General features: G+C 67.8%; 21 protein-coding genes. 12 read left to right on the forward strand and 9 right to left on the reverse strand.

Going from position 1 to position 26,420, the window contains the following annotated elements:
• Positions 1 to 17 precede the first annotated feature (17 nt).
• The gene (gene ggt / locus EH199_RS14920) at positions 18 to 1,766 is read left to right on the forward strand and encodes a gamma-glutamyltransferase (protein WP_124810094.1); all 1,749 of its coding nucleotides are present in this window, start codon (positions 18 to 20) and stop codon (positions 1,764 to 1,766) included.
• Between the two features lie 165 nt (positions 1,767 to 1,931).
• On the forward strand, positions 1,932 to 3,692 hold the full coding sequence (locus tag EH199_RS14925) for a long-chain fatty acid--CoA ligase (RefSeq protein ID WP_124810131.1): 1,761 nt from the start codon (positions 1,932 to 1,934) through the stop codon (positions 3,690 to 3,692).
• A 27-nt stretch (positions 3,693 to 3,719) separates the two neighbouring features.
• Here EH199_RS14925 and EH199_RS14930 read toward each other — a convergent pair whose 3' ends face one another.
• The 4 genes from EH199_RS14930 to EH199_RS14945 all read right to left on the reverse strand — a co-directional run bounded on the left by EH199_RS14930 (position 3,720) and on the right by EH199_RS14945 (position 7,155).
• On the reverse strand, positions 3,720 to 4,247 hold the full coding sequence (locus tag EH199_RS14930) for a hypothetical protein (RefSeq protein ID WP_124810095.1): 528 nt from the start codon (positions 4,245 to 4,247) through the stop codon (positions 3,720 to 3,722).
• Positions 4,248 to 4,343: 96 nt separating this feature from the next.
• Complete coding sequence (locus tag EH199_RS14935) at positions 4,344 to 5,069, reverse strand: tRNA (guanosine(46)-N(7))-methyltransferase TrmB (protein WP_124810096.1); 726 nt, start codon at positions 5,067 to 5,069, stop codon at positions 4,344 to 4,346.
• 171 nt (positions 5,070 to 5,240) lie between these two features.
• Positions 5,241 to 5,942, reverse strand: a complete 702-nt coding sequence (gene ctrA / locus EH199_RS14940) for a response regulator transcription factor CtrA (protein WP_124810097.1) — start codon at positions 5,940 to 5,942, stop codon at positions 5,241 to 5,243.
• Between the two features lie 193 nt (positions 5,943 to 6,135).
• Positions 6,136 to 7,155, reverse strand: a complete 1,020-nt coding sequence (locus EH199_RS14945; protein ID WP_223806702.1) for a tetratricopeptide repeat protein — start codon at positions 7,153 to 7,155, stop codon at positions 6,136 to 6,138.
• A 288-nt stretch (positions 7,156 to 7,443) separates the two neighbouring features.
• On the opposite strand from EH199_RS14945, the gene EH199_RS14950 reads away from it, so the two are divergent.
• From EH199_RS14950 to EH199_RS14965, 4 genes are read left to right on the forward strand one after another with little or no spacing between them, the layout of a single operon-like run.
• Positions 7,444 to 10,020, forward strand: coding sequence for a cyclic nucleotide-binding domain-containing protein (locus tag EH199_RS14950; protein ID WP_124810098.1), 2,577 nt, complete (start codon positions 7,444 to 7,446; stop codon positions 10,018 to 10,020).
• A gap of 2 nt (positions 10,021 to 10,022) precedes the next feature.
• The gene (locus tag EH199_RS14955; RefSeq protein ID WP_124810099.1) at positions 10,023 to 10,940 is read left to right on the forward strand and encodes a hypothetical protein; all 918 of its coding nucleotides are present in this window, start codon (positions 10,023 to 10,025) and stop codon (positions 10,938 to 10,940) included.
• Between the two features lie 8 nt (positions 10,941 to 10,948).
• Entirely contained in the window at positions 10,949 to 12,847 is a 1,899-nt protein-coding gene (locus tag EH199_RS14960; RefSeq protein ID WP_124810100.1) for a cytochrome c3 family protein, read from the forward strand.
• Positions 12,848 to 12,871: 24 nt separating this feature from the next.
• Positions 12,872 to 13,756 carry a phosphodiesterase gene (locus EH199_RS14965; protein ID WP_124810101.1) on the forward strand — a complete coding sequence of 295 codons (885 nt, stop codon included), beginning with the start codon at positions 12,872 to 12,874 and terminating at the stop codon, positions 13,754 to 13,756.
• Positions 13,757 to 13,760: 4 nt separating this feature from the next.
• Here the strand turns inward: EH199_RS14965 and rpoN are convergent, their stop codons facing one another.
• Positions 13,761 to 15,272, reverse strand: coding sequence for an RNA polymerase factor sigma-54 (gene rpoN / locus EH199_RS14970; RefSeq protein WP_124810102.1), 1,512 nt, complete (start codon positions 15,270 to 15,272; stop codon positions 13,761 to 13,763).
• Positions 15,273 to 15,298: 26 nt separating this feature from the next.
• Positions 15,299 to 16,111, reverse strand: coding sequence for an LPS export ABC transporter ATP-binding protein (lptB, locus tag EH199_RS14975; RefSeq protein ID WP_124810103.1), 813 nt, complete (start codon positions 16,109 to 16,111; stop codon positions 15,299 to 15,301).
• Between the two features lie 246 nt (positions 16,112 to 16,357).
• Between lptB and EH199_RS14980 the strand changes: the two genes are divergently transcribed.
• The 3 genes from EH199_RS14980 to EH199_RS14990 all read left to right on the forward strand — a co-directional run bounded on the left by EH199_RS14980 (position 16,358) and on the right by EH199_RS14990 (position 19,629).
• A complete protein-coding gene (locus EH199_RS14980) occupies positions 16,358 to 16,720 on the forward strand; it encodes a hypothetical protein (protein ID WP_124810104.1) in 363 nt (120 codons plus the stop codon).
• 118 nt (positions 16,721 to 16,838) lie between these two features.
• Positions 16,839 to 18,185, forward strand: a complete 1,347-nt coding sequence (locus tag EH199_RS14985) for a TldD/PmbA family protein (protein WP_124810105.1) — start codon at positions 16,839 to 16,841, stop codon at positions 18,183 to 18,185.
• Positions 18,186 to 18,264: 79 nt separating this feature from the next.
• On the forward strand, positions 18,265 to 19,629 hold the full coding sequence (locus EH199_RS14990) for a mechanosensitive ion channel family protein (RefSeq protein WP_124810106.1): 1,365 nt from the start codon (positions 18,265 to 18,267) through the stop codon (positions 19,627 to 19,629).
• 24 nt (positions 19,630 to 19,653) lie between these two features.
• On the opposite strand, the gene ppa is transcribed toward EH199_RS14990, so the two are convergent.
• The 3 genes from ppa to EH199_RS15005 all read right to left on the reverse strand — a co-directional run bounded on the left by ppa (position 19,654) and on the right by EH199_RS15005 (position 22,977).
• Entirely contained in the window at positions 19,654 to 20,202 is a 549-nt protein-coding gene (ppa, locus tag EH199_RS14995; RefSeq protein WP_124810107.1) for an inorganic diphosphatase, read from the reverse strand.
• A 122-nt stretch (positions 20,203 to 20,324) separates the two neighbouring features.
• Complete coding sequence (locus EH199_RS15000; protein WP_124810108.1) at positions 20,325 to 20,999, reverse strand: DUF1345 domain-containing protein; 675 nt, start codon at positions 20,997 to 20,999, stop codon at positions 20,325 to 20,327.
• 4 nt (positions 21,000 to 21,003) lie between these two features.
• Positions 21,004 to 22,977, reverse strand: a complete 1,974-nt coding sequence (locus tag EH199_RS15005) for a M61 family metallopeptidase (RefSeq protein WP_190287284.1) — start codon at positions 22,975 to 22,977, stop codon at positions 21,004 to 21,006.
• Between the two features lie 88 nt (positions 22,978 to 23,065).
• On the opposite strand from EH199_RS15005, the gene hisS reads away from it, so the two are divergent.
• The 3 genes from hisS to prmC all read left to right on the forward strand — a co-directional run bounded on the left by hisS (position 23,066) and on the right by prmC (position 26,410).
• A complete protein-coding gene (gene hisS / locus EH199_RS15010) occupies positions 23,066 to 24,334 on the forward strand; it encodes a histidine--tRNA ligase (RefSeq protein WP_124810110.1) in 1,269 nt (422 codons plus the stop codon).
• 145 nt (positions 24,335 to 24,479) lie between these two features.
• Positions 24,480 to 25,550 (forward strand): peptide chain release factor 1, encoded by a 1,071-nt coding sequence (prfA, locus tag EH199_RS15015; protein ID WP_124810111.1) that lies wholly within the window; start codon positions 24,480 to 24,482, stop codon positions 25,548 to 25,550.
• Positions 25,547 to 26,410, forward strand: coding sequence for a peptide chain release factor N(5)-glutamine methyltransferase (gene prmC / locus EH199_RS15020; protein WP_124810112.1), 864 nt, complete (start codon positions 25,547 to 25,549; stop codon positions 26,408 to 26,410). Before prfA ends, prmC begins: the two co-directional genes overlap by 4 nt.
• The last annotated feature ends 10 nt before the right edge of the window (positions 26,411 to 26,420 follow it).

Raw genomic sequence — 26,420 nt, forward strand, 5'->3', positions numbered from 1 at the left:
TTGCGGCCATGCTATCGATGAAAATGCCCGGTCGCGCGCTGCTTGCAGCGCTTCTGCTCACGTCCGCCTGCGCCCCGATGGGCCAGATGGCCTCCACCACCCCGCAGGCCGCGCCGGCGCCCGCTCCCGCGGATGGCGTGCCGGTGGGCGAGAAGGGGCTGGTGTCCGCCGCCGATCCGCGCGCGGCCGAAGCGGGTGTGGACATGCTGCGGCTGGGCGGAACCGCCACCGACGCCGCGATCGCCACGATGCTGGCGCTGACCGTGGTCGAACCGCAAAGCTCGGGCATCGGGGGCGGCGGCTTCCTGGTGCTGGGCGATGCGGCGGGCAAGGTCGAGACGGTGGACGGCCGCGAAACCGCGCCCAAGGCCGCCGGCCCGCAGTGGTTCTACGTCAACGGCCAACCGCTGCCGATCATCGAGGCGATTCCGGGCGGGCGCAGCGTGGGCGTGCCGGGCAACCTGCGCCTGGCCGCGCTGGCGCACGCCCACCACGGCAAGCTGGCGTGGCGCGCGCTGTTCCAGCCGGCGATCCGGCTGGCCCGCGATGGCTTTGTCATGACGCCGCGCCTTTACGCGATGCTGAGCCGCTTCCCGCGGACCGGCGCGCTCGATCCGCAGGCACGCGCCATCTACTACGGGGCGGACGGGCAGCCGCTGCCCGCGGGCACGGTGATCCGCAATCCCGCGCTGGCCGAAACGCTGGAGAAAATCGCGGCGCAGGGGGCCGACAGCTTCTATGCGGGCGACAATGCCGGGACCGTGGCCGCCAAGGTCGGCACCGCGCCGCGCAATCCCGCGCCGCTGACGACGGCGGACCTCGCCGGCTATCAGGCGAAGGGACGCGCGCCGGTGTGCGGCGATTACCGTGGCTACCGCGTGTGCGGGATGGGGCCGCCGTCCTCGGGCGCGACCACGGTCTACGCCATTCTCAAGCAGCTCGAACGCTTCGATCTGAAGGCGCTGGGGCCGGACAACCCGGTATCTTGGCACCTGATCGCCGAATCCGAACGGCTGGCCTACGCCGATCGCGACCGCTACCTGGGGGACAGCGATTTCGTCAGCGTGCCGGTCGCCGGGCTGACCGACCCCGCCTATCTGGCGACACGATCCGCGCTGATTTCGGACAAGGGCACGCTGCCGTCGGTCGTGGCGGGGACACCGCCGGGCGTCCGCACCGCTTTCGCGCCCGCACGCCCGCAGGAAGAGCACGGCACCACCCATTTCGTCGCGGTGGACCGCTGGGGCAACGCGGCCAGCTATACCTCCACGATCGAAAGCCCGTTCGGCTCGGGCCTGATGGTCGGCGGCTATTATCTCAACAACGAGCTGACCGACTTCAACATCGTGCCCGATCGCGATGGCGTGCCCACCGCGAACCGGGTGGAAGCGGGCAAGCGGCCGCGCAGTTCGATGGCGCCGACGCTGATCTACGGCCCCGATGGCCAGCTGCGGCTGGCGATCGGCGCGGCCGGCGGGGCGACGATCCCGGCCCAGGTCGCCAAGGCGATCATCGGCGTGCTCGACTGGGGCCTGCCCGCGCGCGAGGCGATCGCCCTGCCGGTGATCTTCGCGCCCGGCGGCGACGTGGTGTTCGTGGAAAAGGGCTCCGCGCAGGAAGCGATGATCCCGGCGCTGATGGCGCTGGGTCACCGGCAGGTCATCGCGCGCGAGGCTTCCTTCAAGGCCAACGCGATCGAACGCGTCGGCGATCGCTGGCGTGGCGCGGCCGATCCGCGCAGCGAAGGCGCGGCGGTGGCGCCCTGAACGCTTTCCGATAGGCGTGTCCGCCTTGCGCAAGGTTGCCGTGGCGGCGCAGCTTCTTTAGGACTTTCCCCTGCGCGAACGGCGGAGCAAAAGCCGGCGCGCGGGTGGGGCAGAGGACCGGACGTGCAGCTCAGCGATTTCGAACAATTCCCGAACCTGGTCGCAATGTTCTTCGACCGCGCGCGCGCGCGGGGCGATGGGCCGTTCCTCTCGGCCAAGCACGATGGCGCGTGGCGGGCGATCACCTGGCGCGAGGCGGCGGACCGGGTCTGCCTGATGGCGGAGGCCCTGCGCGGGCTGGGCCTGAAGGATGGCGACCGGGTGGCGCTGGTGTCGGAAAACCGGCCCGAATGGTGCCTGGCCGATCTGGCGATCATGGCCGCCGGGCTGGTCACCGTGCCGACCTACATCACCAATACCGAGCGCGATCACCTGCACATCCTGGAGAATTCCGGCGCGCGCGCGATCGTCGTTTCCAACGCCAAGCTAGCGCGGCCGCTGCTGGCGGCGGCGCTGCGCGCGCCCTGCGCCGAACACGTCATCGGCATCGAGCCGCTGCGGCAGGCGCAATCGGGCACGCTGACGTTCCACGACTGGGACGCGCTGCTGGCGGGGAACGCGGCGGCGGCCCGCGCGGCGGTGGAGGCGCGCATCGCCGGCATCGGGCGCGCGGACACTGCCTGCATCATCTATACCAGCGGCACCGGCGGCGCGCCGCGCGGGGTGGTGCAGCACCACGGCGCGATCCTGTGCAACGTGGATGGCGCGGCGCATATCCTGGCCAACGATTTCGGCTGGGACGAGGAAGTGTTCCTGTCGTTCCTGCCGCTCAGCCATGCTTACGAGCACACCGGTGGCCAGTACCTGCCGATCGGCATGGGCGCGCAGATCTTCTATGCCGAAGGGCTGGAAAAGCTGGCGAGCAATATCGAGGAAGTGCGTCCCACGCTGATGGTCGTGGTGCCGCGCCTGTTCGAAGTGCTGCGCACGCGCATCATGAAGCAGGTGGAAAAGCAGGGCCGCGTGGCCAACTACCTGATGGGCCGGGCGCTGGCGATCGGCGAACGCCAGGCGCAGGGCCGCGGCCGGCTGCTGGACCGGCCGATGGATTTCCTGCTGGAAAAGAGCCTGCGCCCCAAGATCCGCCTGCGCTTCGGCGGCCGCATCAAGGCGATGGTTTCGGGCGGGGCGCCGCTCAATCCCGATGTCGGGGTGTTCTTCGAGGCGATGGGCCTGACCATGCTGCAGGGCTATGGCCAGACCGAAGCCGGCCCGGTGATATCGTGCAACCGCCCCGCGGCGGGCATCAAGATGGACACCGTCGGCCCGCCGATGAAGGGCGTGGAGGTCCGCATTGCCGAGGACGGCGAAATCCTCGTGCGCGGCGAATTGGTCATGCACGGCTACTGGCACAACCCGGCGGAAACCGCGCGGGCGATCCAGGATGGCTGGCTGCACACTGGCGATATCGGCCACCTCGATGCCAACGGCCGGATCGTCATCACCGACCGCAAGAAGGACATGATCGTTAACGACAAGGGCGACAACGTCTCTCCGCAGAAGGTGGAAGGGATGCTGACGCTCCAGCCCGAAATCGCGCAGGCGATGGTTTCGGGCGACAAGCGGCCCTATCTGGTCGGCCTGATCGTGCCCGATGCGGAATGGGCGGTGGAATGGGCGCGCGAACAGGACGAGAAGTTCGACGTGGCGACGTTGCAGGGCCTGCCCGCCTTCCGCAACGCGATTCGCGACGCGGTGGACCGGGTGAACCGGGATTTGTCGGTGATCGAGAAAGTCCGCCAGTTCACGTTCGCGGACGAGGCGTTCAGCATCGAGAACGGCGAGATGACGCCCAGCCTCAAGATCCGGCGGCACAAGATCCGCGAGCGGTACGGCGCGCGGATCGATGCGCTCTACAAGGCGTAAAGGGGCTGTTTTTCAGGCAGTCCGTTATCAGGCGGCTTCGAGTTCGACGAATTCGGGATAGAACTTCGGCGCGCGGGGCGACCAGCCCGGCGCGGTGGCGGCGGCTTCGCTGATCGACTGGAGCAGGCCCTTGCGCCGTTCCGGCCGGATCTGCGGCAGCGCCGCGGCGCCGCAGAACCCACCCGGCAGCCATGGCCGCACTTCGGCGCCCAGCAGGCGTTCGTAGAGGAAGCGATAGGCCGAGAAGCAGCTGAGCCGTTCCTGCCCCAGATCGAACGCGGTCACGCGCATCAGCTTGCCCATGAAGCTTTCGAGGCCGTCGGGACCGGGCCCTTCGGGCAGGACCGTGCGCAGTGTCTTGAGATCCTGATAGATCACGTACTGCGCGCGGATCGAGGCGGTTTCCTCGCCGCTGCGCGCCCACAGGCGGAACGCGTCCTGCCGGCCGAGGCCGACATCCAGACTGCGCCGGATATAGCGTTGTTCGGCGGCCGAGAAGCTCGCGAATTCGCGCATCTCGGTCAGGATCAGCGTAGCGGTGTCGGCGTTCGACATGAACCAGCTCCTGCCTTGGTGTCCCCGCGACTCCGGGGGGACCGGCATGCTGGATCATGCGCCATGCTTGGTTATTTTGAGGTTAACCCTGTCGCCTCAGCCTTCCTGACGGCGGCGATAGCGGAAATACCAGACCTCGTGGCCGTAGACGTTGCGCGCCTTGGCCTCGTAGCGCGTTTCCGGCCAGCCGCCGGGGCGGTTCTGGAACTGCGCCGGCTTTTCGCACAGCCATTCGAACGCATCGCGATGGCGGCGCATCACCATCAGGGCATGGCGCAGGTAGATGGCGTGGTCGGTGCCGAAGCGGAATTCGCCGCCCGGTTTCAGCTTGGCCGCGAACAGGCGCAGCGGGCCGTCGTTCATCATCCGCCGCTTGGCATGGCGCGCCTTGGGCCAGGGGTCGGGATGGAGCAGGTAGAGAAACGAGAGCGAGCCGTCGGGAATGCGCGCCAGCACCTCCAGCGCATCGCCGTGATGGATGCGCACGTTGGGAATGGGTGGGTGCCGGCCGCCATCGCCGTCAAGGTGCGTCAGCGCCTGCGCCACGCCGTTGAGGAAGGGTTCGGCGCCGATGAAGCCGTGATCGGGCAGCATGTCGGCCCGCGCGGCCATGTGCTCGCCGCCGCCGAAGCCGATTTCGAAATGGAGCGGGCGATCGTGCCCGAACAGGCGTTCGGCGGTGACCGGGCCGTCCGTCGGCACGGCGATCTGCGGTAGCAGGGTATCGACCAGCGCCTGCTGGCCCTGGCGCAGGGGCTTGCCCTTGGCGCGTCCGTAGAGGCGGTTTAGCGTGGTGGGATCGCCGGACTTGTGCGCGGTCATGAAACGGGGCCTGCTGGTCGGTAAAGCGGCGCGCCTAGCAGACCGGCGATGCGTTGGGGAGGGGGGAGCAGGGAGGGGGGAGGGAGCGCCCGCAAACGAAAAGCGGCCCGCACCCCCCGGAGCGGACCGCTTTCGTCAGGAACAGACGCTGCGGGAAATGAGGGCGGGAAATCAGGCGGCCTCGACGTCCAGCTTGTCGTCCGGATCGCGCAGCACATAGCCGCGGCCCCAGACGGTTTCGATGTAGTTGTCGCCACCGCAGGCGTGCGCCAGCTTCTTGCGCAGCTTGCAGATGAACACGTCGATGATCTTGAGTTCGGGTTCGTCCATCCCGCCGTAAAGGTGGTTCAGGAACATTTCCTTGGTCAGCGTGGTGCCCTTGCGCAGCGAGAGCAGCTCGAGCATCGCGTATTCCTTGCCGGTCAGATGCACGCGCGCGTTATCGACCTCGACCGTCTTGGCATCGAGGTTGACCGAGAGCTTGCCGGTGCGGATGACCGATTGCGAATGGCCCTTGGAACGGCGCACGACCGCATGGATGCGGGCGATCAGTTCCTCGCGGTGGAAGGGCTTGGTCACGTAGTCGTCGGCGCCGAAGCCGAAGCTGCGCACCTTCGAATCCATTTCCGAAATGCCGGAGAGAATGAGAACCGGCGTCTGCACCTTGGCGACGCGCAGCTTCTTGAGGACATCGTAACCGTGCATGTCCGGCAGGTTGAGGTCCAGAAGGATGATATCGTAATCATAGAGCTTGCCGAGATCGAGGCCTTCTTCCCCGAGATCGGTTGAATAGACGTTGAAACCTTCGGCCGAAAGCATCAGCTCGATGGCCTTGGCCGTGGTCGGCTCGTCCTCGATCAGCAGCACACGCATACAACCGCCCCTTCTCGCCATAACAGGATGGCAGCGTTAATCCCTCGTCAAACGCTCTTGTCCGACATTAACCATAGGACCAATGAACATTAAAGGTTAATTTCGCGTAAATGCCGCAATCGCGGCGAGTCGCGCGGGTTTTCAACAGGCGCTGGAAACGATGGGGCCGGATGGCGGAAACCGCCGGCGGCGGTCAGGCGCCGGGAACGGCCAGAGTGGCGGCGGCCTCGCGCAGCCGGCGGCTGGCCGCCTGATCGTTGCGGAACGCGGCCAGGCCGTCCTGCAGCGCCTTGCCGGCCTTGCCCGGCTCGCCCAGCTGCATGCGGCTGCGCATCAGCATGATCCACCCATCGGGATTGCCGGGGTTCTGGGCGAGCTTTGCCTCCAGCCCGTCGACCATGCCGCGCACCATCGCCTCCTGCTGGCCCTTGGGCAGACCGGCGGCGGCTTTCATTTCATCGCCCGTCGGGCCGGGAATGCCGGAGGCCGCCTTTTGCGCACCATCGGTAACCATGCCGGCGGCCGGCGCCGCGAAGCGCGCTTCGGCCAGCCTCTTGTCCACGTCGATCTTGTACTTCTGACCCACGTTGCGGATCACGTCGCGGATATCGTCGGCATAGGGCGCGTCGGACGGGGTGTCCGCCAGCAGGTCGAACCACATGTCGATCGCGCGGCGGTGCTGGCCCGAAAGGTCCATCGCCACCGCCTTGAAATACCGTGCGCGTGCATCCTTGGGATCGAGTTGCAGCGCGCGGTCGAACGCGGCCTGCGCATCGGGGGGGATCCGCCCCTCGCTGTCGCTCGCCAGCACCAGCGCCTCGCCCAGGAACGAGAAGGTTTCGGCGTGATCGGGATCGAGCCGGGTCGCCTTCTTCAGTGCGGTCGCGGCTTCGGCATAGCGTTCGGTCTGGAAATAGGACCAGCCCAGCATGCGCCAGCCTTCGGCGTTTTCCGGATCGGCCTTCAGCTTGGCCTCCAGCTTGGCGATCACATCGTCGACCGAAGGCGCCTGGCTGGCATCGGCCGTCGCCGGCGCGACTACCGCGGCTTCCTGCTTCTGCCCGCGATAGATGGCGACGCCCGCCGCGGCGATGGCCATGACCGCAGCGCCCGCCAGCAGCACCTTGCCCAACCAGCCCGCCCCGCCCGCGGCCTGCGGAGCCGGGCTTTCGAGGGCGGGACTTGCGGAAGGAGACTGCTCGGCCTCGGTCATCGAAATCTCCTTGCGGCGTTCTTGCGCTGCAACCGCATATCGCGCTCGCGCACCATGTTGCAAGGCGATGCGCGGCGGCCCTTGCGACGGCGGCCCGGAAGCGGCCGGCGCGTCCTTGCCCAAACCCACTCCACCCCGGTCCACCCCCCTTGTATGCGGTGCCGCGAATTTGCGGGTGGCAAAGCCCGGTTCATCCGCTAATGTCCGCGCGAATTGGGGTCGCAAATCGGTTGATGGAAAGCAGGAACCCGCAGAGGTCCGCTTTCGTGTTGCGGGGGACGCACACCGGTGAGCGAAGTCTACAAAGTTGCGATCATCGGCTCCGGCCCGGCGGGCATGAGCGCGGCCAGCCGTGCGGCACAGCTCGGGCTGAGCCATGTGCTGCTCGAAAAATCGGGCCATCTCTCCGACACGATCTACAAATACCAGAAGGGCAAGCACGTGATGGCCACGCCATCGCAGCTGATCCTGCGGTCCGACCAGGAGTTCGACGCCGGCAAGAAGGAGGACATCCTCGACAAGTGGAACCGCCGCACCGCCGAGCTGGGCGTGAATGTGAAATACAACGCCGATGTGAAGGCGATTCGCGGCACGGGCGAAGCGATCCCCGGCTCGGTGCAGCAGATCGTTTCCCGCGCGCGGGACGGGTCCACGACCACCACCGAGCTGCAACGCCATGCCCCGCCCTATGCGATCGAGCTGACCAGCGGCGAGACGGTGCTGGCCGAAAACGTGGTGCTGGCGATCGGCACGCAGGGCAACCCCAACCTGCTGCGCTGCCCCGGCGCGGACCTGCCGCACGTGACCTACCAGCTCGACGATCCCTATGCGATTCTCGACGAGCATGTCGTGGTGATCGGCACGGGCGACGCGGGGATCGAGAACGCGCGCGGCCTGGTCGAGGATGCGGCGCAGGGCAATGTCGTCACCGTTCTCAACCGCGCGCCCAAATCGACCAATGTGCGCGAAAGCTTCCCCACCGCCAAGGAGCCGAACGCCAAGGCGCTGGTCGAGGACGACGCGGCGGGCCGGCTGACGATCCGCTACGAAACCGAGACCAAGGCGGTAGAACCGGGCTGGATCACCCTGTCCACGCGCGACGGTGAGGAGAAGATCCGCTGCGACCGGATCATCGCGCGCATCGGTTCCGCCCCGCCGCGCGCCTTCGTCGAAGGCTGCGGCATCGCGTTCGCCAGCGCCGACCGGCTGGCCTTTCCCACGCTTTCGCCGCAGTTCGAATCGACCGCGCCCGGCATTTTCGTGATCGGCGCGCTGGCGGGCTATCCGCTGATCAAGCACTGCATGAACCAGGGCTATGACGTCATCGAGTTCATCAACGGCAACACCACGCTGAAGCCGGCGGACGAACCGCTGCTGGAAGCGCGGTTCCGGGATCTGCCGGGCAACCGGTCGGTCACCGAATGGCTGGAGTTCCTGCGCACGCGGATCACCATCCTCGAAGGCATGACCACGCTGCAGCTGCGCGAATTCATGCTCGATTCCGATGCCCGCGCCTATCGCAAGGGCGAGGTTATCTTCGAGAAGAACGATCCGGGGTCCTCGCTGTTCGCGATCGCTTCGGGATCGGTCCACGTCCGCATCGATCCGAACGATTCTTCGCGGGTCGTGCCCATTCCCGCAGGCACGATCTTCGGTGAGGTCGGCCTCATTTCCGGCCGTCGGCGCGGCGCGACGATCGTGGCGGCGGAGGATACGATCTGCGTCGAGATCAGCCGCAACGCCGCGCTCAAGCTGCAAAGCCAGGTGCCGACCGCGCGGCGGGCGATCGAGCGTATTTCCACCGAGCGGCAGATCCTGCAGATGTTCGGATCGGGGCTGACGCCCGACGATATCCGCGAAGTGGTGGAGACCGCGCGGATCGAACAGGTGCCGGCGGGCAAGCCCATCATCAGCGAGGGCGACGAGGATCGCGATGTCTTCGTCATCCGCGTGGGATCGATGATCGTGGAGAAGGAAGTCGGCGGCAAGCCGGTGTTCCTGTCCTACCTTCCGGCCGGCTCCTACGTCGGCGAGATGGCGCTGATCGATGGCGGCCAGCGCACCGCTACGGTACGCGCGGCGATCAAGTCCGAAGTGATCCGCATCGATGGCGATGCCTTCGCCCGCGTGCTGGCGGCGAAGCCGACGCTGCTGGAGCGCGCGCGCAAGGACATGGAAGGCCGCCGCAAGACCAACGCCTTCATCGAATCGCGCAAGGACAGCTTCTCGGGCGTGGTCGATCTCTATTCGGAGCAGGCCAAGTTCCTCGTCAGCCAGGGGCTGGGCGAGGCGACTGACGTGCTGTTGATCGACGAGACGCTGTGCGTGGGCTGCGACAACTGCGAGAAGGCCTGCGCCGACAGCCACGACGGCCTGTCGCGGCTGGACCGCGAGGCGGGGCGCAGCTTTGCCCACCTGCACGTGCCGACCAGCTGCCGCCACTGCGAGCACCCGCACTGCATGGCCGATTGCCCGCCCAACGCGATCCAGCGCGGGCCGGATGGCGAGGTCTCGATCAACGATACCTGCATCGGTTGCGGCAACTGCCAGCGCAATTGCCCCTATGGGGTGATCCGCATGGAGAAGGTGCCGCCGAAGAAGCCTTCGCTATGGTCGTGGCTGTTCTTCGGCAGCGGCCCCGGGCCGGGCGAGCCATCGTACAAGTGGTCGAAGAAGCACACCAAGTACACAGGCGATCCGGCGGTGGACGAACTGCTCGACCGCAAGAAGGCGATCAAGTGCGACATGTGCGCCGGGATCGACGGCGGCCCCAGCTGCGTGCGGGCCTGCCCCACCGGCGCGGCGATCCGCGTCTCGCCTGACGAGTTCCTGACCGTCGCCCGGCTCGAGAACGAGGAGGCCTGACCATGGCAAGCGTTGCCCAAGGGCCGGAAAAGGCCGGCAAGGTTCGCCGTCCGCGCACCAGCCGCGACCGGACCAGCACGCACGAAGGCTTCCTGCGTTATCGCAACGGACGGTGGCTCAAGATATCCGCGCTGCTCGCGGTGGTGCTGATCGCGCTGTACGTGTTCGTGCCGCTGCCGGGGCAGCATTTCGGATCGAGCTGGCTGGGCTACACGCTCGGCACGCTGGGCGCGCTGCTGATCCTGTGGCTGACGCTGCTGGGCGTGCGCAAGCGCGCGATCACGCCGGGCCGCTGGTCGCTGCGCGCATGGACCTCGGCGCATGTCTATCTCGGGCTGTGCCTGATCGTGGTGGGCACGCTGCATTCGGGCTTCCACTTCGGCTGGAACGTGCACACGCTGGCGTGGGCGCTGATGATGCTGGTGATCCTGTCCGGCCTGTTCGGCATCTGGGTCTATGCCACGCTGCCCAGCGCGCTGTCGGACAACCGCTATGACGAGGAAGGCGCGATCACCGAGAAGCAGATGGTGGAAGCGCTGCGGTCGCTCGACCGGCAGATTCACGATGCGGCGCAGGCGCTCGATCCGCAGGCGGCGGCGCTGGTCAACAGCAGCCTGGAGGAGAACCCCTTCGCGGGCTCCTTCTGGAACCGCGTGACTGGGCGCTACGCGCGCGATGCCACGCGCGCGGCGGCGGCGGAACTGCGCCGGATGCGGGCCTACCGCGCGCGCACCGCCGATGATCCGCTGGACAAGGTGGACGCGCTGCTTACGCGCAAGGAGGCCATGCTGGGGCGGCTGCGCAAGCACTTGCGCCTCAAGACCTGGCTGCAGGCCTGGCTCTACGTCCACGTCCCCGTCACCTTCGCGCTGCTCGCCGCGCTTTCCGCGCATATCGTCAGCGTCTTCTTCTACTGGTGAGCGCCTCCATGAGCTTCCTGATCCGCCAGATCGCGCTCAAGTCCAGCGGCGAGGAGATCGTTCGCGGCTCCCGCGTGGACGGCGATGAACTGACCATCGGCCGCGACGCGGCCTGCGGCATCCACTTGCCGGACCTCGCCGTCGATCCGCGCCATGCGCGAGTCACGCGGATCGATGACCAGCGGCTGCTGATCGAATCGATCGGCGACCAGCCGTTCGACGTCAACGGCCGCAGCGTCAACCGGCGGGAACTGGACATCGCCACCGGCGCCGAACTGGGCTTCGGCGGCCATCGCATCCAGCTTTCGCGCGACGCGGACACCGGATTACCGGTCTTTTCGGTGCGGCGGGTGGAAGCGGTTTCGGAATCGGCCGAGGATGTCGATCTCGGCAGTGCCTACACGCTGAAAGGTCTGCTGCCGGGCAAGCGGATGTCGGCCTGGAGCTTTGCCATCCTGATCCTGGTGGCGTTCCTGGCCTTTCCGATCTGGAGCTATGCCACGTACAAGCCGCTGGCGCTGCACAAGGACGATCGCCGCCCCGCGGGCTTCCACGCCGACAAGGCATGGTCTTCCGGCCATCTCAGCCTGGCGCACAAGAATCTCGAGAACGATTGCCAGGCCTGCCACGTCAAGGCGTTCGTGGCGGTGCGCGACAATGCCTGCCTCACCTGCCACACGCAGGATGCGCACCAGCATATCCCCGACGCGGCGCGGCTGGTGCGCGCGCGCGGCGAACCGCACGGCTTCGCCGCCTTCCAGCGCGCGGTGGCGACCGCTTTCAACCGTCCCGCCGGCCGTTGTGTGGATTGTCACACCGAACACGAGGGGGCCGGTGCTATGCCGGCCACCCGGCAGCAGTTCTGTACCGACTGCCATGATGGGCTGAAGACGCGCTTGACCGACACGAAGATCGCCGATGCCGCCGATTTCGGGACGGCGCACCCGCAGTTCAGGCCGACGGTGATCGTCGGCATGAACGGTGCGAAGCCGCTGCTGCAGCGCGCGGTGTGGAGCCCGGCCCTGCGCGAGCCGAACGGTCTCAAGTTCACGCACGCCCAGCATCTGTCGAAGGTCAACGGCGTGGCGCAGATGGTGCGCCGCCGCCCCGGCCGCTTCGCCGGCAACGAGGGCCTTGGCTGCCAGGATTGCCACAAGACCGATTCGGGCGGCGCGCGGTTCAAGCCGGTGGTGATGGAAGAAGCCTGCCAGAGCTGCCATTCGCTGAACTTCGACGAAGTGGGCGGCACGTTCCGGTCGCTGCGCCATGGCGAACCGGCGATGGTGGTGGCGGACCTGCGCGCGTTCTATCGCGGCACCGCGCCCGCGCGGCCGGCGAACCTTTCGGGCCTTGCCCGGCGGGTGCCCGGCGATGCGGCGCTGCGCGCCAGCGCGGCGGACTATGCCCGCGCGGTGCGGTTCTATCCCACCCGCGCCGACCAGGCGATCGCGCAGGTCTTCTCGAAGGGCGGCATGTGCTTTGACTGTCATACCGTGACGCGCGGTGGCACGGCGGCCACCGACGGCTTCGCGATCCAGCCGGTGGCGCAGAACGGGCGCTACTACAACACCGGCTGGTTCGATCACAAGGATCACCGCAAGACCGATTGCGTCGCGTGCCACACCCGCGCACCGCAATCGAACGACGCTTCGGACCTGCTCGTTCCCGGCATGGACGGCCCGGGCGGCTGCCGCAGCTGCCATGTGGGCGAGGGGGGAACGCACCTGGCCTCGGTCAAGGTCAAGGACCCGGTCGATTCCGGCTGCGCGATGTGCCATTCCTATCACATGGATAGCGGGGCTCCGTGGCAGCCGAAGGGCCAACGGGACAGGAAGCGTCAGCAGGATCCGATTCACACCGCCGTGGCCGACCGGCCCCGGCAGTGGGGGCCGGCATCCCTGAAGTAAGCGGGCTTGGGGGGGCGCGGGGCGATGCTGATCGCACAGATCACGGACATTCACCTGGGGTTCGAGCCGGACACGCCGGACGAATTCAACCGGCTGCGGCTGGACCGCACGGTCCAGGCCTTGCTGGAAATGGACCCGCGGCCCGATCTGCTGCTGGCCACCGGGGATCTGGTCGATCGTGGCGACCGGGAAAGCTACGAACGGCTGCGCGAGGCTTTGTCTGGGCTGCCGTTTCCAGTCCACTTCGCGCTGGGCAACCATGACGAGCGCGCGACGTTTCGCGAGGTCTTTCCCCAAGCGCCGTTTGCCGGGGATTACCTGCAATACGTGATCGACAGCCCGGCGCTGCGGCTGATCGTGCTCGATACGCTGGAAGAAGGGCGGCACGGCGGCGCGTTCTGCGAAGAGCGCGCGGCATGGCTTGCCGCGCGGCTGGACGAGGACACGGTCAAGCCCACGTTGATCGTCCAGCACCATCCCCCGATCGAGGCCGGAATTCCGTGGATGAACACCGACGCCGCCGAACCCTGGGTGGAGCGGCTGGCGACCTGCCTGCGCGGGCGCGACAACGTGACAGGGCTGGTCTGTGGCCACATCCATCGCGCCAGCGCGACGCGGTGGGAGCATGTGATCGTGGCCACCTGCCCGTCCACCGCGCCGCAGGTCGCGCTCGACTTGCGGCCGATCGATCCCGACGTGCCCGACCAGCGCAACCTGATCGTCGCCGATCCGCCGGCCTATGCGCTGCACTGGTGGAACGGGCGCGAACTGGTGACGCACTGGGATACGGCCGAGGACCGGCTGGTGCTGGCGCGCTATGACGCCGATCTCCAGCAGATGATCCAGCACATGCTGGCCGAGCGCCCGGACGCCGGATTGGCGGGAGCGGGGATGGCAGCGGCGGAATAGCCGCTCAGCGCACCCCGGCGAGCGCCTTCTGGCGGCGGCGCTGCACCGAACTGCCCAGCCCGATCGCCTCGCGATACTTGGCGACCGTGCGGCGGGCGAGATCGAAGCCGCGCTGCTTCAGCAGATCTACCAGCGCATCGTCGGACAGGATCGCCTTGGGATCCTCGGCGTCGATCAGTTGCCGGATCGCCGCCTTCACCGCCTCGGCCGATACCGCGCCTTCGCCGTCGGCCGAAGCGACGCCCGAGGTGAAGAAGTACTTCAGCTCGAACGTGCCGCGATCGCAGTGCAGGTACTTGTTCGAGGTCACGCGGCTGACGGTCGATTCGTGCATCGCGATGGCTTCCGCCACCGCGCGCAGCGTCAGCGGGCGCAGGTGCGAGACGCCGTGGCGGAAGAACCCGTCCTGCTGCTTCACGATCTCGGCCGCCACTTTCAGGATCGTCTTCTGCCGCTGGTCCAGCGCTTTCAGCAGCCAGTTGGCGTCGGCCAGCTTTTCCCCCAGCCAGCCGCGCGCTTCCTTGCTGACGCAGGCGCCGCGCATTTCCACGTAATAGCTGCGGTTGACGATCAGCCGCGGCAGCGTGGCCTGGTTGAGCGCGATGTCCCAATCGACCGAGCCGTCCTTGCGTGGCACCGCGCGGATCAGGATGTCCGGCACCACGGCTTCCGCACCGCCGCCGCCGAAGCGCAGGCCGGGCTTGGGATCATAGCCGCGCAGCTCGGCCAGCATGTCGGCGAAGTCCTCGTCGTCCACGCCGCACATGCGCTTGATCCGGGAAAACTCCCCGCGCGCGACAAGGTCGAGGTTGTCGATCAGCCGCGCCATGCAGGGATCGTAGCGATCGGCCTCGCGCGCCTGCAGCGCCAGGCATTCGGCCAGCGACCGCGCGCCGACGCCCGTGGGATCGAGCGATTGCACCAGCGCCAGCGCCGCTTCCGCCGTGGCGGGGGGCACGCCGAGGTCGGCGGCGGCTTCGGCCAGGGTGATGGTGAGGTAGCCGGCCTCGTCGATCTGGTCGATCAGCCAGCGCGCGACGAACAGGAGCTGCGCGTCGGACGTCGCCGCGCCGATCTGGGCATGGAGGTGCTGCGCCAGCGTCTCGTCGAAATCGCCGCGTTCGTCGATGCCGGGGCCTTCGCCGCCCGCCGCCGCGCCGGCCGCCCCGCTTCCCGAGCCGTAATCCGGGAGATCGCCGGTATCGCGGTCCCGATCGAGCGCGGTAACGTCGATGTCCAGCGGGCGATCCTCTTCCACCCGGCCCTCGCTGACGAGCTGGTCGACCGGGGAGGTTTCAAGCTGGGTACGCCGGGCTTCCTCGGGCAGACCGTCCAAGGGATCGGGCGGCGCGGCCGCTTCGCCGATCTCGAGCAGGGGGTTGGCGTCCAGCGCCTCGCCGATGAAGGTTTCCACTTCGAGATTGGACAGCGCCAGCAGCTTGATCGCCTGCTGGAGCTGCGGCGTCATCACCAGCGACTGGGTTTGCCGTATGTCGAGGCGCGGACCCAGCGCCATCGTTCAGTGTTCCCCCGCCCCGCGCATCAGAGCGTAAAGCCCTCGCCCAGATAGAGGCGGCGCACGTTGGGATCGGCCACCAGCGCTTCGGGGCTGCCCGCGAACAGCACCTGCCCGCCATAGATGATGCAGGCGCGGTCCACGATGTCGAGCGTTTCGCGGACATTGTGGTCGGTGATGAGCACGCCGATGCCGCGCCGCTTGAGGTCCTTGACCAGATGGCGGATGTCGCTGATCGATAGCGGATCGATCCCGGCGAAGGGTTCGTCGAGCAGGATGATCGAGGGCTTGGCGGCCAGCGCGCGGGCGATTTCGCACCGGCGCCGTTCACCGCCCGAAAGCGCCATGGCCGGGCTGGTGCGCAGCCGCGTGAGGCCGAATTCGTCCAGCAGGCGATCGAGTTCGGCCATGCGTGTGGCCTTGTCCGGTTCGATCAGTTCCAGCACGGTGGCGATGTTCTGTTCCACCGTCATGCCCCGGAAGATCGAGGTTTCCTGCGGCAGATAGCCCAGGCCCAGGATCGCGCGGCGGTACATCGGCAGGCGGGTGATATCCACGCCATCCAGCAGGATGCGGCCCGAATCCGGGCGGACCAGCCCCATGATCGAATAGAAGCACGTGGTCTTGCCCGCGCCGTTCGGCCCGAGCAGGCCCAGCACTTCGCCCTTGCCAACGGACAGTGATATATCGGTCAGGACCGCGCGCTTGTCGTAGCTCTTGGCGATCGACACCACTTCCAGTCCGCCCTGCGGCAAGGGAGGCGAGGTGTCGTTCGATCCTGGGGCCGATCCCGGCGTATGCCCGCTGTCCGCGGGCGTGGTGTCGGCAAGGGCTGTCATCTGTATGCGGTTCCGCCTGAACTGTTTACGGTTCTGCCGTTTCCGGTCGCTGACCCGCCATAGCCGGGTCTGGCGCGCGATCAAACCCCTCGCGCGCAACTTGGGGGAGCTTCCGGCATAACTGGCAGGATTTGTGCATGGTCGCCGCTTCCGGCGGTATGCCCTGCGCGATAAATGCCCGTTTGGCCTTGAAACACGCAGGATTGCGTGATCTATTCCCGGAAACGGACCTAGAAGGAAGGATGTATGGGCAAGGCCTTCTCCGTCGGGCGCAGTCGGGGCCAACTGGATTGGCGCAAGCGGATGAGCGACACGGTCGCCTATGCGTTGCTGGTCTATACCGGCCTGCAGATTTTCGTGACCATGCAGGCGATCGAGGGGGACAGCGCTTCCGCATTGCCGATGCTGGCGCTGGTGGTGCTGGTAGGGGCGATCATTCCTATGTTCCGCCGCTTCGAACGGCGCTGGGAGCATATCGGCGATGCCGCGGCCGCCGATCCGGACCGGCGCGTGGCGTTCCGCAAGGATCAGGTTTCGATCTGGTTGCTGGCTATCGGGCTGCCGTTCCTGTTGACCGGCCTGTTCAAGCTGATCGCCGCGCTGTTCTGAAGAGAGCGTCCTTGCCCGGCCGGCAAGCCCGTGATTGCGGTCGTGAATCGGGCGGGCTAGACGCCGTGGCCTGATCGCTTGCGCGGCCCCCTCCGCGCCCCATCCGAGAGGCCGAACCATGTTGTCCCCCGCCGTAGCCCAGGAGCGCTGCCACGCGCTGATCGAACGCGCCGTGCGCGCCGGCGCGGAGGCGGGCGATGCGATCTATCTCGCCAACGCCAGCGAATCGGTGCAGGTCCGGCTCGGCGCGCTGGAGGATGTGGAGCGGTCGGAGTCCGAACATATCGGCCTGCGCGTGTTCGTCGGTGGCGCTTCCGCCTCGATCGGGTCGACCGACCTCGGCGATGCCGCGCTCGACGAACTGGCGACACGCGCGGTGGCGATGGCGCGGGCGGCGCCCGCGGACAAGTATGCGGGCCTCGCGCCGGGGGACCGGCTGGCGAAAGGCCCGTTCGCGGACCTCGATCTGGAAGACGCCGCCGAGCGTTCGCCGCAGGACCTGCGCGCCGCGGCCGAGGAAGCGGAAGACGCTGCCCGCGCGGTTGCGGGCGTGACCAACAGCGAAGGCGCGGGCGCCAGCGCCGGGCGCGGCGTGGTCGCGCTCGCTACCAGCCATGGCTTTTCCGGGGCCTATGCCGCGACCAGCCACGGGTTGTCGGCGTCCGTCGTGGCCGGCGAAGGCGGCGCGATGCAGCGCGATTACAGCTGGCGCAGCGGCCGCCATGCCGCCGACCTGCTGCCCCCCGCCGAAATCGGCCGCCGCGCCGGAGACCGCGCCGTGGCGCGGCTCAACCCCGGCAAGCTCAAGAGCGGAACGATGCCGGTGGTGTTCGATCCTCGCGTCGGGGGATCACTCGTCGGGCACCTGCTGGGGGCGATATCGGGCGCGGCGATCGCGCGGCGCGCCAGTTTTCTGCTGGATCGCGATGGCGCGCAGCTGTTCGACTCCGCCATCACCATTCTCGACGATCCGCTGCGGCCGCGCGGGTTGCGTTCGCGCCCGTTCGACGGCGAAGGCCTGCCGACCGCGCCGCGCGCGCTGGTGGAGGCCGGGCGGCTGACCGGATGGCTGATGGATTCGGCCTCGGCCCGTCAGCTTGGCGCGGAGCCGACCGGCCATGCGTCGCGCGGGGCTTCGGGGCCGCCGCACGTCACGGCCAGCAATGTGGTGCTCCAGCCCGGCACGGTCACGCCGCAGGCGCTGATGGCGGACATCGCCGACGGCGTCTATGTAACCGAGCTGATCGGGCAGGGGGTGAATGGCGTGACCGGCGACTACAGCCGGGGCGCTTCGGGCTTCCGCATCGTCAATGGCGAGATCGCCGGGGCGGTGGCCGAATTCACCGTGGCCGGCAACCTGATCGACATGTTCGCGGCGCTGGTGGCGGCGGACGATCTCGATATTCATCGCGGCATCGATGTGCCGACGCTGCGCATCGACGGCCTCAGCATTGCCGGGGATTGAGGCCAGCATTGAGGCCACCGGGGCCATGGGGCGGGGCCGGCGGGGAACTTTTGCCCGAGCGGCGCGCTGTCGGGTGCATATGGCCGTTTCTAGTGTTTCACACCTTCGCCTGCCTTTCCTGATCCTGTCGCTGCTGGCCGCGTCGATGATGCCGGCCGGGCCGGTTGCCGCGCAGAGCGCGTCGCCCTCCGCCAGCACGTCGTCCTCCGCATCCGGCGGCGCGATCGCCTCCACCGTTTCGGCCGATGCCGACGCGCAGATCGCCGCGCGCATCCGCGGCATCTTCGCCGAGATCGGCAGTCTCAACGGGATCGACGTGCGCGTGGCCTCCGGCGTCGTCACGCTCAGCGGGCAGGTGGCCGACGAAAACGCGATCGCCCAGGCGCAGGCGATCGCCGGGCGCGTGGCCGGCGTGGTGACCGTGCAGAACCGCGTGACCCGCAATCTGGCCGTGGACAGCAATCTCGACCCGGCGCTGAGCGGCGCGCGCGGCAAGTTCGCCGGGCTGGTCGCAGCGCTGCCGCTGATCGGCGTGTCGATCGCGGTGGCGGTGCTGATCGGGATGCTCGGTTACGCGATCGCTGCCCGCAAGAACCTGTGGCACCGCGTCGCGCCCAATCCGTTCCTGGCCGAACTGCTCGCCAGCGCGATCCGTTTCACGTTCGTGGTGGCGGGGATCGTGCTGGCGCTCGACATCGTGGGAGCCACGGCGCTGCTTGGCGCGGTGCTGGGCGGCGCGGGGGTGTTCGGCATCGCGGTGGGCTTTGCCGTCAAGGACACCATCGATAACTACATTTCGTCGCTGATGCTCTCGATCCGCCAGCCGTTCCGCGCCAACGATCATGTGAAGATCGATTCCTGGGAAGGCCGCGTAGTGCGCCTGACCAGCCGCGCCACCGTGCTGATGACGCTGGATGGCAACCACCTGCGCATTCCCAACAGCACCGTGTTCAAGGCGGTGATCGTCAATTTCACCACGAACCCGACGCGGCGCTTTGCGTTCGAGGTGGGGATCGATCCGGCCGCCGATCCGGCGACGGCGCGCGCGGTGGCGCTGGAGGCGATGCGCGGGCAGGATTTCGTGCTGCCGGCGCCGGAGCCGTCAACCGAAGTGGTCAGCATCGACGGCGCGACGCAGGTCCTGCGCTTCACCGGCTGGGTGGACCAGACGCAGACCGGTTTCGGCAAGGCGCGGACGCTGGTGATCGAGGCGGTGCGGCGCGCGCTGCGCGAGCAGGGCTTCGCGCTGCCGGACACGGTCTATCACGTGCGCATGGAGCAGGATGCCGGCGAAGCGGCGCCAAAGGCCGAGGCGCCGCCGGTCCAGGCCGCCGGCGCCGAGAGCGTGGCGCCCGAGCATCATATCGCAACGATGGTCGATCGCGAGCGCGCGGGCAATGCGCAGGGCCGCGATCTGCTTGACGCCAGCCGCCCCACCGAGTGAGGCGGCCGGTCGGTCCGCAAAGGGTCAGTCGACCTTGGCGGTCTTGGCAGCCTTGGCGCGTTCGATCGCCTCGATCGTGATGCGCTTGGCGTCGTCGGCGCCGCCCCAGGTGCCGATGCGCACCCACTTCTTCTTTTCCAGATCCTTGTAGTGGGTGAAGAAGTGCTCGATCTGCTCCATGACGATGCCGGGCAGGTCGTCCTTCTCGGCGACGTCGGAGTAGTAGGGGAAGGTCTTGTCGTCCGGCACGCAGACCAGCTTCTCGTCGCCGCCGGCTTCGTCTTCCAGGTTCAGCACCGCGATGGGACGGGCGCGCACGACGCAGCCGGGGATGAAGGGCGAACGCGAGATCACCAGCGCGTCCAGCGGATCGCCATCGGGCGAAAGCGTGTGCGGCACGAAGCCGTAGTTCGCCGGATAGCGCATCGGCGTGTGCAGGATGCGATCGACGAACAGCGCGCCGGAAGCCTTGTCGAATTCGTACTTCACGGGTTCGCCGCCGGTGGGCACTTCGATGATGACGTTGAGAGTCTCGGGCGGGTTGTCGCCAGTCGGAATCAGGTCGATGCGCATGGTTTGCCTATGGTTTGGCCCCGAAACGGCGGCCGGTTCGAACACGATGGAGCCGCCTCTAGCGTCGCGCGTTGTGCGCCGCAACAATACTTATCGCCAGGAATTCGATCGGATCGGCCGGCTCAATGGCCGCCGCCCAGCGCGTTGATGGTGAAAGCGATCACCCCGATGTTGAACACGAACGCGGCGAACGAATGCAGCGTGACGATGCGCCGGATCGCCTGGCTGGTGATCGCGGTGTCCGATGTCTGGAACGTCATGCCCAGGGTAAAGGCGAAATAGGCGAAATCGAAGTAGTCCGGCGTGTCCGTGCCTGGAAAATCAAGGCCTCCGGTGTCCTTCCCGTCATCGCCGCCGCGCACGTAGTAGAGGTGCGCGTAGTGCAGCGCGTAGACCATGTTGGCGAAGAGCCAGGTGAGCACGAGCGTGCCGACCAGCTTGACCAGCCCTATGTGGTTGCCCGCGCTGGCGCTGGGCAGTTCGGCGGCGATCGCCGCCATCACCACCAGCGTCAGCACCGTGGTGATGGCCAGCACCACCACCCTGTTGGCGTCGTTTTCCTCCGAATGGCGGCGCATTGCGGCGGCATCGCATTCGCGCAGCAGCGGCCACAGCGAGACGAGGAAGGCGGTGGCGCCGAAATCGAAGCCCATCGCCAGCGAATCGGCCATGCCGTGCCCGCCGAACAGATTGCGCCAGCCGGCGAAGCCCGCCACGCTCAGGATCAGGAACAGGACGAAGCGCGCCGGAGCGAACCGCTGGCCGAGCGCCCACCGTGTTCCCGTTCCCGAAACCATGGTGCTAGCGCGTCGTCCGCTTGGGCGAGAGCAGGATGTCCAGCCCGGTGGGCGCGGTGCCCGGCGCGGCGCGTTCCAGCCAGGGCCAGCGCAGCCCGTCATGGTAATCGATCGACACCGTGGTGACGCGGTCGTCGCGCCGGATCGTCAGGTCCAGCGGCTTGGCGCCGCCGGCGGCGTCGGTCTTGGCGGCGGTGATCGCCTGCTTCAGCGTATCCTGATCGTAGGTCAGGCCGTTGACCGCGACGATCTGCACGCCGCTGACCACGCCGGCCTTGAACGCGGCGCTGTCCCAGCGGCAGGAGGTGACCTTGCCGTCCTTGTCGATCGTCACGCCGATCGAATGGTAGAGCGAAAGCGCCTTGCTGTCCGCCGCGCGGGCCTTGTCGAACGGGTTCGGTTCGGCCTTCCACACCAGCTTGTAGCCGCCGCGCTCGATCCCGCCGAGCGGCGCGGGCTGGCCGGGCGTCTGGATGCGGGTCTTGAGGAAGCTGGCCCAGTCATAGGGGAACACGCCGTTGAGCGTGGAAACCACGTCCTCGAACTCGTAGGGCACCACGCCCCAATCGCCATCGCGGATGCCGAAGAAGGCCCTGGCGAAATCGTCGAGCCCCTTCTTGCCGGCGGTGCCCTGCCGGATGATCTGGTCCGCTTCCAGCCAGACCAGCGCGCCTTCGGTGTAGTACTCCTCGTTGCGGGCCAGCGAACTGAACGGCTTGGGCTTGCGCGCGGCGAAGACGGGATCGTGCGTGGTGTCCTCCACCGAACGCCATTCGCGGCCCGGATACTGGGTGAACAGGCCGGCGTTGTTGGCCAGCATGCCCAGCACGGTATCCTTGGTCTGCACGCCCGACCGCGCGGCCAGCACATAGCCCCAGAACTGGTCCTGCCCTTCATAGACCCACAGCAGGTTGTCCTGCATCGGCTGCCGGTAATCGGGCGTCCACAGCTTGGCCGGGCGGCGGAACTTGCCGTCCCAGCTGTGCGAGAATTCGTGCGGGATCACGTTGCGGTCCCAGTCGTTCGCCGCCCAGTCGATCCAGGTGCGCGGCTCGTACTGGTTTTCGCTGGACCGGTGGTGCTCCAGCCCGATCCCGCCCATGCGGTCGGTCAGCGCCAGCAGCAGGTCGTAGTGGTCGAAATGCTTCGCGCCGTAGAGCGCCAGCCCCTCGTCCACCAGCGCTCGGTAGGTGGCGAGGTTTTCGGGCTTTATCGCCAGCAGCTCGGGCTTGTCGGCAATGGCATCGAGCCAGACCGAATTGCCGAGGAAGAAGCGCTGGGCGTGAAGGCCGGCGAAGATCGGGGAATCGACCAGCGTCTCGTAATCGGTGACGTCCCAGCTCACGCGGTTGCCGGTCTGCTTCTTGCCATCAAGCGCGGTGAACACCGTCCAGCCGTCGGGCACAGCCACGGTCGGCTGCACCCGGATCTGGCGGACATAGTGCCCGGCGGGATAGAGCGACATCTTCTCCCACTGCAGGTTCAGCATTTCGCGCGTCATGGTCACGCGGCCCTCGGAATCGCGCAAGGGCGAGGTGTGGACCATCCGCGCCTCGATCGCGGGCGTGCCGGCCGGCACGTCGACATGGAAGGCATAGACCTCGACCGGATCGCGCGTCCACGTCAGCACCTTGCCGCCGGCGGTGAAGCGCACGTCGGCGAGTTCGGACAGCGGCCCGCGCGGGCCGTGGTTGCCGGGCAACCATTGCGGATAGAGCAGCGTCAGCCGCGTCGCGCCGGGGGGAACCGGGATCGTCTCGGTCACGCGGTAGGCTCCGCGCGTCACGTCGGTGGCGTCGATGTCGAGCCGGATCGTGCCGGGAAACGGCTTGTCCTCGGGATCGGGCACCTGGCGCACGATGGGCACCGCCATCGGCTTCGTGTTGGTGGCCGGCTGGACCTGGGCATGGGCCGGAAGGGCGGAAGCGGTGACGAGAAGCGCGGCGAGAAGGGCCGGGGCCTTGAAGGAATTTGCCATGGCGCCTTCATGGCGCGAACCGGTTCCGTCCGCAACCATTGCCGAGTGCCCTTTTCGTGGGACCACAATGCGGCTAATCGCGCGGGCCATGAGCCAGATTCAGACGCCCCAGGCCATTCGCGGCACGCAGGACATTTTCGGTGCCGACGCCGAGGCCTTCGCCTTCGTGGTCGAGTCCTTCGAACGCGTGCGCAAGCTGTACCGCTTCCGCCGCGCGGAAATGCCGGTGTTCGAAAAGACCGCCGTGTTCAGCCGCTCGCTGGGCGAGACGACCGATGTCGTGTCCAAGGAAATGTACAGCTTCGAGGATCGCGGTGGGGAATCGCTGACGCTGCGCCCGGAATTCACCGCCGGCCTCGCCCGCGCCTACCTGACCAACGGCTGGCAGCAATATGCCCCGGTCAAGGTGGCGACGCACGGGCCGCTGTTCCGCTACGAACGGCCGCAGAAGGGCCGCTACCGCCAGTTCCACCAGCTCGACGCCGAAGTGATCGGCGCGGCCGAACCGCAGGCCGACGTGGAACTGCTGGTGATGGCGGACCAGCTGCTGAAGGAACTGGGCATCGCCGACGGCGTGACGCTGCAGCTCAACACGCTGGGCGATGCGGAAAGCCGCGAGGCGTGGCGCGCCGCGCTGATCGAATACTTCCGCGCCGTGAAGGGCGAGCTGAGCGAGGATTCGCAGGAGCGGCTGGAAAGGAACCCGCTGCGCATCCTCGACAGCAAGGACCCGCGCGACAAGGTCTTCGTCGCGGACGCGCCGAAGATCGACGCGTTCCTCGGGGCCGAAGCGCAGGACTTCTTCGGCAAGGTGACCGCCGGGCTGGACGCGGCGGGCGTCGCCTGGACGCGCGCGCCGGCGCTGGTGCGCGGGCTGGACTATTACCGCCACACCGCGTTCGAATTCGTCACCGACCGGCTGGGCGCGCAAGGCACCGTGCTGGGCGGCGGCCGCTATGACGGGCTGATCGAGACGCTGGGCGGGCCGCACACCCCGGCGGTCGGCTGGGCGGCGGGCGTCGAGCGGCTGGCGATGCTGGTGGGGGATGCGGGCGGGATGGCTGCCGATTTGCCCGCGGTCGCGGTTGTATCGGAAAATGGAGATCGGGACATTGAAGCCGCCAGCCTGGCTGCGCACTTTCGTCGCGCTGGACTTGCTACTGAGCTGCTCGTGACAGGAAGCCCTCGCAAACGCTTTGACCGTGCGAAGAAGTTAAATCCGGCCGAAATCGTTTCGCTTGATATTCGTGATGGTGTCGCTGGACGAAGCCATCGGGTACTCAATTCTGGGGTCATCGGGCTGGGTAGGGTTCAAGCGCTGCTCGATGCCTTTGATTTCCCAACAACTGCAAAATGATGAAGTTGTTGGAAAATCATATCTTCGTCACCCCGGGCTTGACCCGGGGTCTCGATTGCATTCGCGTGGTTTGTGGCTGGGTAGCGTCATCCCGGGTCAAGCCCGGGATGACGCTGGTGGCTACCGTGATTGCGAGGCGCCCCGCATGACCATCTCCGACACCCGCCTTGCCCAGATCGGCGCGCGGTTCGCGGAGCTGGAGGCGCGGCTGGCTTCGGGGACGCTGGAAGGCGCGGAGTTCATCGCCGCCAGCCGTGACTATGCCGAGCTGGAGCCGGTGGCGCGGGCCGCCGCTGCCGTCGGCGCGATGCGCGGCGAGCTGGCCAGCCTGTCGGCACTGGACGAGCCGGACCCCGACATGCGTGAGCTGGCGGAGGAAGAGCTGGCCCGGCTGCGCGCCGACCTGCCCGAGGCCGAGCATCGCCTGGCCATCGCCATGCTGCCGCGCGACGCCGCCGACAGCCGCCCTGCCATGCTGGAAATCCGCGCCGGCACCGGCGGGGACGAGGCCGCGCTTTTCGCCGCAGACCTGTTCCGCATGTACGAAAAGTACGCCGCCGAGCAGGGCTGGCGGGTGGAAGTCGTCTCGGTCAACGCCAACGATCTGGGCGGCTACAAGGAAGTCGTTGCCAACGTTACCGGCAGCGGCGTCTTCGCCAAGCTGAAGTTCGAAAGCGGCGTCCACCGCGTGCAGCGCGTGCCGGTTACCGAATCGGGCGGGCGCATCCATACTTCCGCCGCAACCGTTGCCGTCTTGCCCGAACCTGACGAGGTAGACATCCGCATCGAGGACAAGGATCTCAAGATCGATGTCTATCGCGCCAGCGGTGCGGGCGGGCAGCATGTGAACACCACCGATTCGGCGGTGCGCATCACCCACCTGCCCACCGGCACGGTCGTCACCTGTCAGGACGGGCGCAGCCAGCACAAGAACAAGGACAAGGCGATGCAGGTCCTGCGCGCCCGCCTGTTCGAGGCGCAGCGCGAAGCCGCGCAGGGCGAGGAGGCCGAAGCGCGCAAGGCCATGGTGGGATCGGGCGACCGCTCCGAACGCATCCGCACCTACAACTTCCCGCAAGGGCGCGTGACCGACCACCGCATCAATCTGACGCTGCACCGCCTGCCCGAGATTCTCGAAGGGCCGGGGCTGGGCGAGCTGATCGACGCGCTGACCGCCGAGGACCAGGCCAAGCGGCTGGCGGCGATGGACGCATGACCGTGGCCGAGCGGCTGCGCGATGCCGCCGCGGCGCTGGGGCCGGGCGCATCGACCGCGCGGCTCGACGTGGAACTGCTGATGGCCCACGCGCTGGGCGTATCGCGATCGGACCTGCTGCTGCGCCACATGCGCGATCCCGCGCCACCCGCGTTCGAGCCGCTGTTCGCGCGGCGGCGGGCGAGCGAGCCGGTTGCCTACATCATGGGCCATGCGGAGTTCTGGAGCCTGGACCTGGCGGTGACGCCCGACGTGCTGATCCCGCGCGCGGATTCCGAAACGCTGGTGGAAGCGGCGCTTGCCGCCCGGCCCGCTGCGCGCCGCGTGCTCGATTGCGGCACCGGTTCGGGCGCGCTGCTGCTGGCGGCGTTGAGCGCGCTGCCCGAGGCGCGGGGGGTGGGCATCGACCGTTCGCCCGGCGCGCTGACCGTCGCTGCCGGCAATGCGGAGCGCACCGGGCTGGCGGCGCGGGCCATGTTCCACGAGCGCGACTGGGACGTGCCCGGCTGGGCATCCGGGCTCGACCGGTTCGACCTGATCCTCGCCAACCCGCCCTATGTGGAAGATGCGGCCGAGCTGGAAGCGGTGGTGCGCGATCACGAACCGGCCGGCGCGCTGTTCGCGGGGGCGGAGGGACTCGACGCCTACCGCGTGCTGGTGCCGCAACTGCCGGGGCTGCTGGCGCCCGGCGGCGTGGCGCTGGTCGAGATCGGCTGGCGGCAGGCCGAAGCGGTCGCCGCGATTGCCGCCGGGGTCGGTCTTTCGGCGCGGCTGCATCGCGATCTGGGTGGTCGTCCGCGCGCGCTCGAAATGGCGATTTTACCCAAGATTTCGCTTGGCAAGGCATCGTCCGCCGATTAGGAGGCTTGTC

It is taken from the genome of Novosphingobium sp. LASN5T, assembly GCF_003856955.1.
GTDB lineage: Bacteria > Pseudomonadota > Alphaproteobacteria > Sphingomonadales > Sphingomonadaceae > Novosphingobium.